Here is a 13,133-nt window from a genome sequence, read left to right on the forward strand (position 1 = left end):
CACACCCGTCGCCACGGATACCGCCACGCCCGGCGTGAGCCGTATGGCGATGCTGAAGGACTTCTGGTTTTATTTCAGCGTCAATCGCGGCGCTGTCATCGGCCTCTGGGTTTTCATCGCCATCGTTCTGATGGCCATTTTCGCGCCGCTGATTGCGCCGCATGATCCGACGGAACAGTTTCGCGAATTCTTCCTGAAGCCTCCGGCATGGCAGGAAGGCGGCTCGACGTCGTTCCTTCTCGGCACCGACGCCGTGGGTCGCGATATCCTGTCCCGCCTGATCTATGGCGCGCAATATTCGCTGCTGGTCGGCTTCGTGATCGTTGTGATCTCGATGTGCGTGGGCATCACGATTGGCGTGCTGGCTGGTTATCTGGGCGGCGCGGTGGATGCCGCTTTCATGCGCGTCATGGATATCATGCTGTCCTTCCCGTCGCTGCTTCTGGCGCTGGTGCTGGTGGCTATTCTCGGGCCGGGCCTGACGAATGCGGTCATCGCGATCACGCTGGTTCTGCTGCCGCACTTTTCGCGCCTGACGCGTGCTGCGGTGATGGCGGAAAAGGAGCGGGAATATGTGACGGCTGCCAAGCTTGCCGGTGCAAGCAGGCTGCGTCTGATGTTCAAGACCGTGCTGCCGAACTGTCTGGCGCCGCTGGTCGTTCAGGCCACCATGTCGTTCTCCAACGCCATTCTCGAAGTGGCGGCACTGGGCTTCCTGAACATGGGTGCACAGCCGCCGACGCCGGAATGGGGCACCATGCTTGCCGAAGCGCGGGAGTTCATCACGCGCGCTTGGTGGGTGGTGACGTTCCCGGGTCTGGCAATCCTGATCACTGTTCTCGCCATCAATCTGATCGGCGACGGTCTGCGCGATGCGCTTGACCCGAAGCTCAAGAGGAGCTGATCGATGGCTTTGCTTGAAATCAAGAACCTTTCGGTTTCATTCGACACCTCGACCGGTCCTTTCAAGGCAGTTGACGGCATCGATATCAAGGTCGACAACGGCGAAGTTCTGGCCATTGTCGGAGAGTCCGGTTCGGGCAAGTCGGTCGGTATGCTCGCAGTGATGGGCCTTCTGCCCAAGACGGCGACCGTTACCGCTGACCTTATGATGTTCGACGGCAAGGACTTGCAGGCGATGTCTGACAAGGAACGCCGCCAGATCATCGGTCGCGACATTTCAATGATCTTCCAGGAGCCGATTGCAAGTCTCAACCCGTGCTTCACGGTCGGCTATCAGCTTGAGGAAGTGCTCAAGCGGCACATGGGGCTTGGCGGTTCGGCCAGCCGTGCCCGCGCCATCGAGCTTCTGGAACTGGTCGGCATCCGCGATGCTTCCGAGCGTCTGGGCAGCTTCCCGCATCAGATGTCGGGTGGCCAGTGCCAGCGCGTCATGATCGCCATGGCTATCGCTTGCAATCCGAAGCTTTTGATCGCTGACGAGCCGACCACGGCTCTCGACGTGACGATCCAGAAGCAGATCCTCGATCTCCTGATGCGGCTCCAGGTGGAGCATGGCATGGGTCTGATCATGATCACCCACGATATGGGTGTTGTCGCCGAAACGGCGGATCGGGTTATCGTGCAGTATAAGGGCCACAAGATGGAAGACGCCGACGTGCTGTCGCTGTTCTCCGCGCCGAAAAGCCCTTACACTCGCGCGCTTCTGTCGGCTTTGCCGGAAAATGCGACCGGCGATCGTCTGCCGACGGTGTCCGATTTCGTCTTTGACACCAGCAGTGCAGGAGAAGCGCGATGAGCGAGGTCGTTCTCGAAGCGCGCGATATCAAGCGCGACTATCATGTCGGCGGCGGCCTGTTCGGCAAGCCGAAGGTGGTTCATGCCGTCAAGGGCGTCAGCTTCAAGCTCGAAAAGGGCAAGACGCTGGCAATCGTGGGCGAATCCGGTTGCGGCAAGTCCACGCTGGCGCGCATCCTGACTATGATCGATCCACAGACCTCCGGCGATCTGAAGATCGGCGGCAAGGATGTGAATATCGCTCGTGACGGGCTGACGCCGGAAATGCGCCAGAAGGTGCAGATCGTGTTCCAGAACCCTTACGGTTCGCTCAACCCGCGCCAGAAGATCGGTGATGTGCTGGCCGAGCCGCTGCTGCTGAACACGAAAATGTCGGCAGAAGAGCGTCGCGCCAAGGCGATGCAGATGTTGTTGAAGGTTGGTCTCGGTCGCGAGCACTTCAACCGCTATCCGCATATGTTCTCCGGCGGTCAGCGCCAGCGTATCGCGATTGCGCGCGCGCTGATGCTCAATCCGAAGCTGCTGATTCTCGACGAGCCGGTTTCCGCGCTCGATCTGTCGGTGCAGGCGCAGGTTCTCAACCTGTTGTCCGACCTGCAGGAAGAGTTCGGCCTCACTTACGTCTTCATCAGCCACGACCTTTCGGTGGTGCGCTATATCGCCGACGAGGTGATGGTGATGTATTTCGGTGAGGTGGTTGAATACGGGTCGCGTGACGACGTGTTCAACGATCCGCAGCACGATTATACGAAGAAGCTGTTTGCCGCGACGCCGCGTGCGGATGTCGATGCCATCCGCGCCCGCGTTGAAGCACGTGCCGCTGCCAGACAGGCCGCGCAGGCCTAGCTGCTCGATAATCCATTTATTGGAAATTCAGAGCTTGGTATCAAATAAAAACGCCGCATATTATAATGTGCGGCGTTTTTATTTCTTTTACAACTTGAGTGCGAGGACGTTTACGATACAGTGATGGTATTTAAATTATATGGTGATCAAATGCGTATTCTATTAATACTTTTATTTTCTGTCCTTATTCTTGTTTCCATTGCCGCTGTCTCTTTATGGGGAATTTTTCATTGATGTAGGCGCATCAGCGCTGCTGGTGCCAGGCAAGCGCCCGGACGATATCGTCCGCCGCGACCTTGCCGACGATGTTCCCGTTCTCGACGATGCCGACATCGCCGTTACTGTCTGCGACGGCGTTCATCAGCTCGCGCACCAGCGTTTCCCGGCGGGCCGTTGCCGCGAAGGGACGCGGGGCGGCATTGCGGTCGAATGGCGTCATGATATCGCCCGCACGCAGCACGCCGAGCGGGTTCATATGCGCGACAAAATCGGCAACATACTGATCGGCTGGCTGCAGCAGGATTTGCTGCGGCGTGCCGCATTGTACGATGCGTCCACCTTCCATGATCGCGATGCGGTTGCCGATTTTCATGGCTTCATCGAGATCGTGGCTCACAAAAACGATGGTCTTCTTAAGCCGCGACTGGAAGGCCAGAAGCTCGTCCTGCAACCTTGTGCGGATCAGCGGATCCAACGCCGAGAACGGCTCGTCCATCAACAGGATCGGCGCGCCGGTGGCAAAGGCGCGGGCGAGGCCGACACGCTGCTGCATACCGCCGGAGAGTTCACCGACCTTGCGCTTGGCCCAGTCCTGAAGGCCGACCAGTTCAAGCTGCTGGCGGGCCTTGGAGATGCGGTCCTCCTTACCCATGCCGGAGATTTCCAGCCCGAAGGCCACATTCTCCTCAACGGTGCGCCACGGCAGCAGACCGAATTGCTGGAACACCATCGAAACAAGTTCGGTACGCAGGTGGCGAAGCGTGTTGCGATCCGCTTTGCCGACATCAATGCCACGGTCACCGTCCTGTATCGTCACGCGACCGCGCGAGATCGGGTTGAGCCGATTGATGGCGCGTAGCAAAGTGGATTTGCCGGAACCGGACAGGCCCATAAGAACAAGGATTTCGCCTTCTTCAATATCGAGCGTGCAATTGTGGACGCCGAGTACATGACCGGTTTCGGCTTGAATCTTGGATCGCGTTGCGCCGCCATCGGCCAGCGCCAGCGCATTGTCCGTATTCTTGCCGAAAATGATGCAGACGTCTTCGAGTGCGATAATGGTCATCCGCAATCTCCTGACTTTTGTTTGAGCATGATCTGAACCGAAAACCGGTTCCCACTTTTCGGGATCATGCTATTTTTCCCTGCCAGCGCGGAAGATGCGGTCGAGCACGATGGCGACCACGACGATGACAAGTCCTGCCTCGAAGCCGAGCGCGGTGTTGACTGAGTTCAGTGCGCGAACAACCGGAACACCAAGACCGTCTGCGCCGACGAGCGCCGCGATGACCACCATCGAAAGCGACAGCATGATCGTCTGGGTCAGGCCCGCCAGAATTTGCGGCATGGCATAGGGTAGCTCGATCTTCCAGAGAAGCTGTGATCGCGAGGCGCCGAAGGCCTCACCTGCTTCGATCAGTGAGGACGGAGTGGAAGAAACGCCAAGATGCGTCAGGCGCACAGGCGCGGGCAGAACGAAAATCGCTGTGGCAAGCAGGCCGGGCACCATGCCGATGCCGAAGAACACGATGGCCGGGATCAGATAGACGAAGGTCGGCAGCGTCTGCATCAGATCGAGCACGGGGCGCATGGCGGCATAAAGGGTGGGGCGATGGGCTGCGGCAATACCGAGCGGAACGCCGATGGCCATGCAGAGAACGCAGGATGAAAGCACCAGCGTCAGCGTTTCGAGCGTCCGGTCCCAGTAACCCTGATTGAGAATGAACAGGAAGCCCAGGATCGTCAGTACGACGACCGAAATGCGCCGCTGGATAAACCAGGCAATCACCGCGAATATGGCGATCAGGAGCAGGGGATGGGGCAGTTTCAGGACGAAGAGCAGGGCGTCGATCATGCTTTGCATGACCGCTGCCAGCAGATCAAAAAATCCGCCCATATTGTTCGTCAACCAGTCCACGACCGTTTTTGCAGTCGGTCCAACCGGGATTTTATAGTCCGTCAGCCAGTTCAACGATGAAGTCTCCTGCTGCGTGCTTGTAGGATAGGGTGCGGGGCATCCAGAGATGCAAAGGCCGCGGGTTTAGCCGCGGCCTGCGAGTACTGCGCGTCAGAGGCCGAGGGCCGATTTGACAGCAGGCAGACCTTCTTTGCCGTCAACGGTCGTCACGCCAGAGAGCCACGTGTCGAGCACAGCCGGGTTTGCCTTGAGCCAGTCGGTCGCGGCCTTTGAAGGCTCCTGGCCGTCATCAAGAATCTTGCCCATGATCTCGTTTTCGAGATCGAGATTGAATTCAAGATTGGTCAGGAACTTGCCGACATTCGGGCATTCCTGCGTGTAGCCCTTGCGAACATTGGTTTCGACCTTGGCGCCGCCGAGATTCGGGCCGAAGAAGTCATCGCCGCCGGTGAGGTAGGTGATCTCGAAGCGCTTGTTCATCGGATGCGGTTCCCATGCGAGGAACACGATCGGCTCCTTGCTTTTGACGGCGCGTGCGACCTGCGCAAGCATGCCCTGTTCGGAGGATTCCGCCAGCTCGAACGACTTCAGGCCAAAGGCGTCCTTGTTGATCATGTCGAGGATCAGACGGTTGCCGTCATTGCCCGGCTCGATGCCGTAAATCTTGCCGCCGAGCTTGTCCTTGAAGGTTGCAATATCTTTGAAGTCCTTGAGGCCTTCGTTGGCGGCATATGTCGGCACGGCGAGCGTATATTTCGCGCCAGTCAGATTGGTGCGCAGCGTCTCGACGCTCTTGTCATCCAGATACGGCTTGAGATCGGCGCTCATGGAAGGGTTCCAGTAGCCGAGGAAGACATCAATGTCCTTCTTGCTCAGCGACGCATAGGTCACCGGCACGGAAAGAACCTTGATATCGGTCTTGTAGCCGAGGCCTTTGAGAATTTCGGTCGCAACCGCAGTTGTCGAGGTGATGTCGGTCCAGCCGACATCGGAGAAGCGCACCGTCGAGCAGCTTTTCGGCTCTTCCGCCAAGCTGACGCCGGGTGCTGCAAGCATTGCCGTTCCCGTGGCAAGCGCAGCAAAGGCAAGCGTATAGGTTAGTTTCATTGTTCTCTCCATTTCCGGGCCGTTTTGACGGTTTGCTTATTTTTCCGGTTCCGGCTTTAGCAAACACCAAAGATTACGCCGTTCAAGTACCACAGCGGCGAAAATATTCTCGATTGCGACGTCTGTCTCTTTTGTCGTGATGAGAATGAAAAATATCCCGCACTTTTTCTGGAACCGTTCGAAGTTGCGCCATGTTACGGATCGGCCCCCCGGTTTCAACCCTGCCACGCCAAAATGCCGGATAAAATCAGTTGGATGAGCGATCCCGGTTGTCGAAAAGACAAGCGCACTCTATTTGAAAGGGAACAACGTATCTTGCTCACGCATTTTTGGGAAACGACGTTTTTACGGACGGATCGACGCGAGAGCGAAAATGGTGCGAAGCCCCGCAATTGCGGGCCAATGGAAGGATGATTGATAGTGTGGAATGCAGTGCGGGCCGTTTTCTCCTTCCTGGGTCGTATGATAGCGGGTCTGGCCCGGTTGATAGCCATTCCGCTGGCAGCTTTATGGCGGCTTTATCTTAAGTTCGGAATATTGTGGAAAGCCGTAATTGGCGTCGTCGTGGTCGGTCTGGCCGCGCTCTATATCTATTTTATCTGGCAGACTCAGGTCTGGACCAATTTCGATCCGGACTATCCGGCAAAGTATAGCTATCAGACCGCCAACACGCCCGGCGAGGAAGTAACATCGCAGCCAGCGCCTGCCGCGCCAGCGCAAGCGCCGGAACCTGCACCTTCCACCGGAACCGCGACCGGATCAGGCAATGACCAGCCGTCTTCCGAAACGCCGCAGACTGAACAGCCGGTTCAGGCGGCACAAATTCCGTCATCGGCGCGCAAGTGTTCGCGCTCGGCGATTGCCGAGGTTGCCGCAGACCTTACCGATTTCAATGTGAACCAGAATGCGTGGATTTCCTCCATGCTGCTCTATAAGGCTGGCTTTTTTGGTCTCGACTGGGATCGCACGCCGTTTCTCGACAACAAGGCCTCGTTCCAGCGCGGGATCAATGCTGCTGTGCGCCGCACGGCGATTGAACTGGTGGACAATATCGGCCGTCTGCGCGGCACATCACAGATCGATGGCGATCTGCAAAAGGCGCGTGGCAATTTGCAGTTTGCCGAAGATTCCTGGTATTTCGGCCTGAGCCCGTTCGGCCCGAAGACCCCGACGCCAAGCTATTATCGTTCGGCGATCAAGGATCTGCGTTCATTCAATACGCGTCTTGAAAACTGTCAGGCCACGTTTGATGCCCGCGCCGACAATCTGATCCAGTTTGTCGACCGTATCGCCAGCGATCTGGGTTCCACCTCGGCGATCCTCAAGGACCGCGCGGAGAACTATCATAATGGCTGGTTCGACACCCGTGCGGATGACCGCTTCTGGTTCGCATATGGCCAGCTCTACGCCTATTATGGTTTGCTCCGCTCGGCCCATTCCGACTTCCGTGGTGTGCTTGCTGAAAAGCATCTCGACGGGGTATGGGACGAGATGGAAAAGCAGATGCGTTCGGCGCTCGACATGCAGCCGTTCATCGTTTCGAACGGCAGCCCTGATGCATGGTTTACACCGTCGCATCTGACCACGATGGGCTTCTATATCCTGCGCGTTCGTTCCAATCTGGTCGACGTGAAGCAGGTTCTGGAGCGCTGACGGGCAATGGAACTGCCTCCGATTTTGCGACAGGCGGTGGATGCCGCGCTTGAGGGCGTAGCATTGGCCGATCTCAAGCGCGCTTCCGATCTTCTGTCGCGTCGCTACCGTGCCGAGACAAGGGATGGTCGCCTGCATATTTCCGACGATCTGGCTGCGAGGGCCTATCTCGCAGCGCGTTTGCCTGCCACTTATGCGGCGGTGCGTGCGAGCCTCGACAGTGCTGCTGAAGTCTGCCCGGATTTTGCGCCGCAATCGATGCTGGATGTCGGCGCTGGACCGGGTACGGCGCTATGGGCAGCCCGTGGATGCTGGCCATCGCTTGAAAACGCCACGATGATCGAAGCAAGCCCGGCCATTCGCACTGTGGGTAGCAGTCTGGCCACACAGAGCGGTCTGGCATCGCTCGACTGGCGCGCCGGCGATGTGGTGAAGGAAAAGCTCGATTTTCCGCAAGCCGATCTTGTCACCATTGCCTATGTGCTGGATGAACTGGCCCCTGATGATCGGCGCAAGCTGGTTGCGCAGCTTTGGGCGTCTGCGCGGCAGATGTTCGTGATTGTCGAGCCCGGCACGCCGGCGGGCTGGCAGCGCATCCTCGATGCGCGCACGGCGCTGATTGGGCTGGGTGCAACGATTGCCGCGCCATGCCCGCACCAGCTGGATTGCCCGCTGGTCGCGCCGGACTGGTGCCATTTCTCGCGCCGTGTTGCCCGTTCGCGCATTCATCGAATGACCAAGGATGCGGAAGTGCCGTGGGAGGATGAGAAGTTCATCTATCTCGCCGCCGTGCGCGAACCGTCCGATGCTGTCGAAGCGCGGGTTGTTGCGCCGACGAGGGTTGGCGGCGGCAAAGTTTCGGTTAAACTCTGCAAGGATGACGGCAGTGCCGAGGAACGCTTGCTGACCAAGCGCGACGGCGACCTGTTCCGCTGGGCGCGCCGCGCCGACTGGGGCGATGCCTTGTTGAGGGATTGAGTTGGAACCAAAGCGATGAAGATCAGTCTGGTTCAGTTACGTCTGCTGCAAGCTGTAGCCGAAACCGGCAGTGTCGGTGCTGCGGCGCGCCAGATTGGGCTGACGCAATCAGGAGCCAGTCAGGCGATAGCGACGCTGGAAAAGATACTGGGCCTTGATGTGCTGGCGCGCAAACGCGATGGCGCAACCCTGACGGCCTTTGGCCAGTCTATCCTCGACGATGCCAGGACCGCTCTTGCGGCGGTGGACAGGATAGAGCTGCAAGCACGAAGCAATGTTTCAGCAGGACCCGAGCGGCTTCGTGTCGCGGCCATTCCGAGCCAGCTCGAATATGCCTTGCCCGGTTTACGGAAAGTCTTTCAGCGGCTCTATCCGGGTATTGAACTCAGCGCCTTCGAGGGCGGACATGATGTCGTGAGCCAATGGGTGCGGGATGGCATTGCCGATCTTGGCATAACCTCGTTGCCCGAGCCGGAGCTGGAAGCATGCGACATCGGCCAGGAGGAGCTTGTTGTGGTGGGACGCAGCGATGATCCTTTCATGCGACATGACAGGATCGCCGTCGAGACCTTGCGGGATCGCCAGCTGATTGCCGCTGCGGGCTGTGAAATGATCATTGACCGCATCATTCATGGCGACGGTAAAACCTGCAGCGAGCAGGTGCGCACCCGTGATGTAGCCACCGTGCTGGAAATGGTGCGGCATGGTATCGGCACGACGCTTTTATCGGAAATCAGTCTGCCGGGGGCGGACCTGCACGGATTGCGGGCGCTTCGCCTCGATCCGCCGACATTTCGCACCGTCTATATCGTTTTCCGGGCCGACAGTCCGGTCCGGCATCTGGTCGAGCGGTTCTGCAATGTGGCGCAGGATGCCAAAAGCAAAGCGGCATAAGAAACTCTAATATCTCATATCTCGCTTATCCGTGGTGTCCGCCACGGCGAAGAGTGCAATAGTCCGGCTCTTCTTCGACCATCCCGCAGCGAGCACACATGACCGCCATTGCCGACAACAATCCGACACTTTCGACATCCGATACGATACGCGGTCTGGCCTGGGGGCTGTCCGGGGTTCTGGTATGGTCCGGATCGTTCGTTCTGACGCGTTTCGGGTTCAAGACCGCGCTTACGCCTTTTGACATCATCGCTTTGCGCTTTGGCGTGGCGGGGCTGGTGCTGCTGCCAGTTGTTGTCCTGAAGGGCTTCGGCTTTCGGCAGCTTGGGCCGCTGGGCTTTGTGCTGCTGGTTTCCGGCGCAGGTGCGCCTTATGCCCTGTTGACCGCCTATGGTCTGCAATTTGCCCCGGCATCCCATGCGGCAGCGCTCATTCCGGGCATCATGACAGTGCTCGTGGCCATTCTGGGCGTGGTGCTTCTGGGAGAACGTCTTGCAATGTCGCGCTGGCTCGGGGTCGTCCTGATCCTGATCGGCAGCATGTTGATTGCCGGGCTGTCGCAACTGGGCGGGCAGGAAATGGTTGGGCACATCGCCTTCTTCGCCGCGGCGCTGATATGGGCGACTTATGTCATGGTGTTTCGCAGCAAGGGCATGGACGGGCTGCATGCGACGGCGATTTCAGCGGTCGCCTCGGCCCTGCTCTATCTGCCGATCTATGCGCTTTTCCTGCCCAAGGGGCTCGGTGCAACATCCTGGGGCGACATCACCCTGCAAGGGTTTTATCAGGGCGTTCTCACGTCGGCCTTTGGCGTCTTCGCCTTCAACCGTGCCGTTGTTCTGCTGGGAACGGCGGCGGGGGCAGCACTTTCGGCGCTGATCCCCGTCATCACGCTGGTTCTTGCCCTTGTCCTGCTTGGCGAAGTGCCGGGCTTGGCCGACACGCTCGCCGCCCTCCTGATCAGTGTCGGTGTGCTGGCACTGAACAGGAAGGGCAAGAAGTCGGTCGCGTCATGAAGCCTGTAGCACCACGCGCGGGGCAGGACGGTTGATGATGAACACCATCGCCGCCGCAGCAAGGCACATGGCGCCAGCCAGAACGAGTGCTGGTGTATAGCTGTCATAGTCGGTGCGGACAAAGCCCGCGAAACCGGCGGCGGCAGCAGCGCCAATCTGGTGACCGGTGAACACCCAGCCAAAGACCAGACCGGCCTTTTCCGGGCCGAAACGTTCGGCGGCAAGCTTCACCGTCGGTGGTACGGTTGCGACCCAGTCCAGACCGTAGAAGACGGCAAACAGCGCCAGTTCATAGACCGAGAAGTCGGTGAAGGTCAGATAGATCAGCGACAGGCCGCGCAGCGCATAGAACCAGAACAGCAGCCAGCGATTGTCGAAACGGTCGGACAGCCAGCCGGACATGATCGTGCCGATCAGGTCGAATGCGCCGATGACTGCGAGGATGCCGGCTGCGCCGACTGGCGCGATGCCGTAGTCACCGCAAAGCGTGATCCAGTGGGTCTGGATGAGGCCGTTGGTCGAGAAACCGCAGACGAAGAAGGTCAGGAACAGCACCCAGAAAGTGGAGGTCGAAGACGCTTCGCGCAGGGTCACCAGCGGTGAGGCAAGCATCGCACCAAAGCTCTTCTTCGGTTCAGGTGCTGGCAGCGGAGCCGTGCGGCCATAGGGCTTCAGGCCGATATCTGCCGGATGATCGCGCATCAAGGCGAGAACCAGCAACAGCGCAACGGTCAGGAATCCGATGACGATGGTGAGCGATGTGCGCCAGCCAATGGTCTGGCTGACACTGGCGAGGATCGGCATGAAAACCAGCTGGCCGGTGGCATTGCTGGCCGTCATCAGGCCGACCACAAGGCCGCGGCGCTTTTCAAACCACCGTGCGGCAACCGTTGCACCCAGCACGAGCGCGGTCATGCCGGTGCCGACACCGATCACGACGCCCCAGAGGCCCACCATCTGCCATTCCTCGGTCATGAAGATGGAGCCAAGCAGGCCGCTGGCGATCAGGATCAGAGCTGCGGTCACAACGCGGCGCAGGCCGAACTGGTTCATGAAGGCGGCAGCAAACGGTCCCATCAGGCCGAACAGAACCAGACGAAGCGCCATGGCAAAGGAGATATTGGCGTTGGTCCAGCCGAATTCGCGCTGGAGCGGTTCGATCAATATGCCTGCCGAACCCATGGCGGCAGCCGTTGCCAACATGGTCAGGAAGGTAATGGCGGCGACAACCCATCCGTAATGGATGTTTCTCTGTGCGAGAACGCGTGCGAGGCTAGCGGATATCATCTTGAGCGCTTTCGGTTAGGACCATCTTTACAAAAATGGCCACGGATAGGAAGGCGAGCTTCTTTGCGCGTAGCCGCAGAAGCGCGCTCCGTCATTGTTTCCAGTCAAGTCGGTTCAGTCAGAGGGTCGCGTCCGGCTGGCTTCAGAGTGCCTGAAGCAGCGCCTGCAACTGTTCGACCCCGTCATTTCCAAGTTTATCTTCGATTTCTTCCTGGGCTTTGTCCCAGAGCGGACCGCCACGGGCGAGAAGTTCCCGGCCCGTATCGGTCAATCTGATATTGGTTTCGCGATGGTCTTCACCCTGGCCGGGCTCAACCAGTCCCATGCGCTGCAACACCTTGGCATTGCGCCCCATCGTGGAACGATCAAGCTCGGCCGTACGCGCCAGTTCGGTGATCGACAGCGTTCCCGCGCGGTCAAGCCGACGCAGCAGGCTGAACTGTGCGACATTGATGCCAAGCGGAGCCAGCGCCTCGTCATAGATGGCCGAGGTTTTGCGCGATGCCTGACGCAGAAGGATGCAGAAACAAGAATGTGCCATGATGCGGGTATATACCCGCAAATGAATTCTGGCAAGCATTCATTGCTGGAACAGGAATGATCCTGTCAGCATAGTGCGGGCGATGAGAGGCCCTTTATACCGCGATATGCGCGGTTTCCTTGACTTCTTCCATGACGGCATAGGTGTGCGATTCCCGCACGCCCGGCAGCGAAAGAAGCGCTTCGGACAGGAAACGGCGATAGTGGTCCATGTCGGACACGCGGGCCTTGACGAGATAGTCGAAGCCGCCCGCCACCATATGGCATTCGAGAACGTCTGGATTGTTGCGCGTGAAAGTCGCGAAGGTCTCGAAGACCTCCGGCGTCGTGCGGTCGAGTTTGATCTCGATGAAAACCAGCATGGCGCGGTCGAGCATCTTGGGCGACAGCCGCGCTGAATAGCCCAGAATATAGCCTTCCCGGGTCAGGCGCTTGACGCGTTCCGCAGTCGCTGTCTGTGAGAGATTGATGCGATCGGCAAGCTCGGTATTGGTCAGGCGCCCATTCTCCTGGAGGGCCTGTAGGATGTTCCTGTCCATGGCATCAAGGTTCTTCATGCGTGTTTCCCCAACTGGTCGCCTGTTTGCGGCGACTCTTTTCTTCATGCATTCATTCTGAATTAAGTCACGGGAATGAATCTGAAATCCGCGCTGGGCGCAAGACGAAACTTGTTCAGAAGGCTGACAAATTTGCGGGGGCTGGTGCTGCCTGTCCCAAATACGAACAGACAGCCCCGAATCAATTACTAGTTGCCAAGTATATGCAACCCATGGTAGTGATTAGCCATACTGAAAGTCATATTACACGTATAAATTTAGTCATTTGGGGGGCGAGGAGCCTCGTTGTGATCAGGCAAGGCACCCCGCTTCCTTGTCTGTATGTCCTCATTAAGGACAGGGAAAAGTCCGGCCCTTCCG

13 protein-coding genes are annotated in these 13,133 nt (G+C 58.6%); 7 read left to right on the forward strand and 6 right to left on the reverse strand.

Going from position 1 to position 13,133, the window contains the following annotated elements; all coding sequences use genetic code 11:
- Positions 1-43: 43 nt before the first annotated feature.
- The 3 genes from FHW03_RS12485 to FHW03_RS12495 are packed head-to-tail and all read left to right on the forward strand — an operon-like array spanning position 44 to position 2,604.
- The gene (locus tag FHW03_RS12485; RefSeq protein WP_162762627.1) at positions 44-904 is read left to right on the forward strand and encodes an ABC transporter permease subunit; all 861 of its coding nucleotides are present in this window, start codon (positions 44-46) and stop codon (positions 902-904) included.
- Between the two features lie 3 nt (positions 905-907).
- Entirely contained in the window at positions 908-1,759 is an 852-nt protein-coding gene (locus FHW03_RS12490; protein WP_182520936.1) for an ABC transporter ATP-binding protein, read from the forward strand.
- The gene (locus tag FHW03_RS12495) at positions 1,756-2,604 is read left to right on the forward strand and encodes a dipeptide ABC transporter ATP-binding protein (protein WP_182520937.1); all 849 of its coding nucleotides are present in this window, start codon (positions 1,756-1,758) and stop codon (positions 2,602-2,604) included. The genes FHW03_RS12490 and FHW03_RS12495 overlap by 4 nt, the downstream gene beginning before the upstream one ends.
- 244 nt (positions 2,605-2,848) lie before the next feature.
- Here the strand turns inward: FHW03_RS12495 and choV are convergent, their stop codons facing one another.
- The 3 genes from choV to FHW03_RS12510 all read right to left on the reverse strand — a co-directional run bounded on the left by choV (position 2,849) and on the right by FHW03_RS12510 (position 5,860).
- Positions 2,849-3,889: a choline ABC transporter ATP-binding protein gene (choV, locus tag FHW03_RS12500; RefSeq protein ID WP_182520938.1), complete on the reverse strand. Its 1,041-nt coding sequence runs from the start codon at positions 3,887-3,889 to the stop codon at positions 2,849-2,851.
- A 69-nt stretch (positions 3,890-3,958) separates the two neighbouring features.
- Complete coding sequence (choW, locus tag FHW03_RS12505) at positions 3,959-4,795, reverse strand: choline ABC transporter permease subunit (RefSeq protein ID WP_078338784.1); 837 nt, start codon at positions 4,793-4,795, stop codon at positions 3,959-3,961.
- Between the two features lie 96 nt (positions 4,796-4,891).
- A complete protein-coding gene (locus FHW03_RS12510) occupies positions 4,892-5,860 on the reverse strand; it encodes a choline ABC transporter substrate-binding protein (RefSeq protein WP_182520939.1) in 969 nt (322 codons plus the stop codon).
- A gap of 402 nt (positions 5,861-6,262) precedes the next feature.
- Here FHW03_RS12510 and FHW03_RS12515 point away from each other — a divergent pair, with 402 nt between their 5' ends.
- The 4 genes from FHW03_RS12515 to FHW03_RS12530 all read left to right on the forward strand — a co-directional run bounded on the left by FHW03_RS12515 (position 6,263) and on the right by FHW03_RS12530 (position 10,389).
- Positions 6,263-7,501 carry a DUF2333 family protein gene (locus tag FHW03_RS12515; RefSeq protein ID WP_182520940.1) on the forward strand — a complete coding sequence of 413 codons (1,239 nt, stop codon included), beginning with the start codon at positions 6,263-6,265 and terminating at the stop codon, positions 7,499-7,501.
- A gap of 6 nt (positions 7,502-7,507) precedes the next feature.
- On the forward strand, positions 7,508-8,479 hold the full coding sequence (locus tag FHW03_RS12520) for a small ribosomal subunit Rsm22 family protein (protein WP_182520941.1): 972 nt from the start codon (positions 7,508-7,510) through the stop codon (positions 8,477-8,479).
- A gap of 15 nt (positions 8,480-8,494) precedes the next feature.
- Positions 8,495-9,373 (forward strand): LysR family transcriptional regulator, encoded by an 879-nt coding sequence (locus FHW03_RS12525; protein WP_182520942.1) that lies wholly within the window; start codon positions 8,495-8,497, stop codon positions 9,371-9,373.
- A gap of 98 nt (positions 9,374-9,471) precedes the next feature.
- Positions 9,472-10,389: a DMT family transporter gene (locus tag FHW03_RS12530; protein ID WP_182520943.1), complete on the forward strand. Its 918-nt coding sequence runs from the start codon at positions 9,472-9,474 to the stop codon at positions 10,387-10,389.
- Here the strand turns inward: FHW03_RS12530 and FHW03_RS12535 are convergent.
- The 3 genes from FHW03_RS12535 to FHW03_RS12545 all read right to left on the reverse strand — a co-directional run bounded on the left by FHW03_RS12535 (position 10,384) and on the right by FHW03_RS12545 (position 12,773).
- Positions 10,384-11,676, reverse strand: coding sequence for an MFS transporter (locus FHW03_RS12535; RefSeq protein WP_182520944.1), 1,293 nt, complete (start codon positions 11,674-11,676; stop codon positions 10,384-10,386). The genes FHW03_RS12530 and FHW03_RS12535 overlap by 6 nt on opposite strands.
- A gap of 142 nt (positions 11,677-11,818) precedes the next feature.
- Complete coding sequence (locus tag FHW03_RS12540) at positions 11,819-12,217, reverse strand: MarR family winged helix-turn-helix transcriptional regulator (RefSeq protein ID WP_182520945.1); 399 nt, start codon at positions 12,215-12,217, stop codon at positions 11,819-11,821.
- A 94-nt stretch (positions 12,218-12,311) separates the two neighbouring features.
- Complete coding sequence (locus FHW03_RS12545; protein WP_078338776.1) at positions 12,312-12,773, reverse strand: Lrp/AsnC ligand binding domain-containing protein; 462 nt, start codon at positions 12,771-12,773, stop codon at positions 12,312-12,314.
- Positions 12,774-13,133: the final 360 nt, after the last annotated feature.

The sequence above is a fragment of the Ochrobactrum sp. RH2CCR150 genome, from assembly GCA_014138095.1.
Taxonomy (GTDB): Bacteria; Pseudomonadota; Alphaproteobacteria; order Rhizobiales; family Rhizobiaceae; genus Brucella; species Brucella gambitense.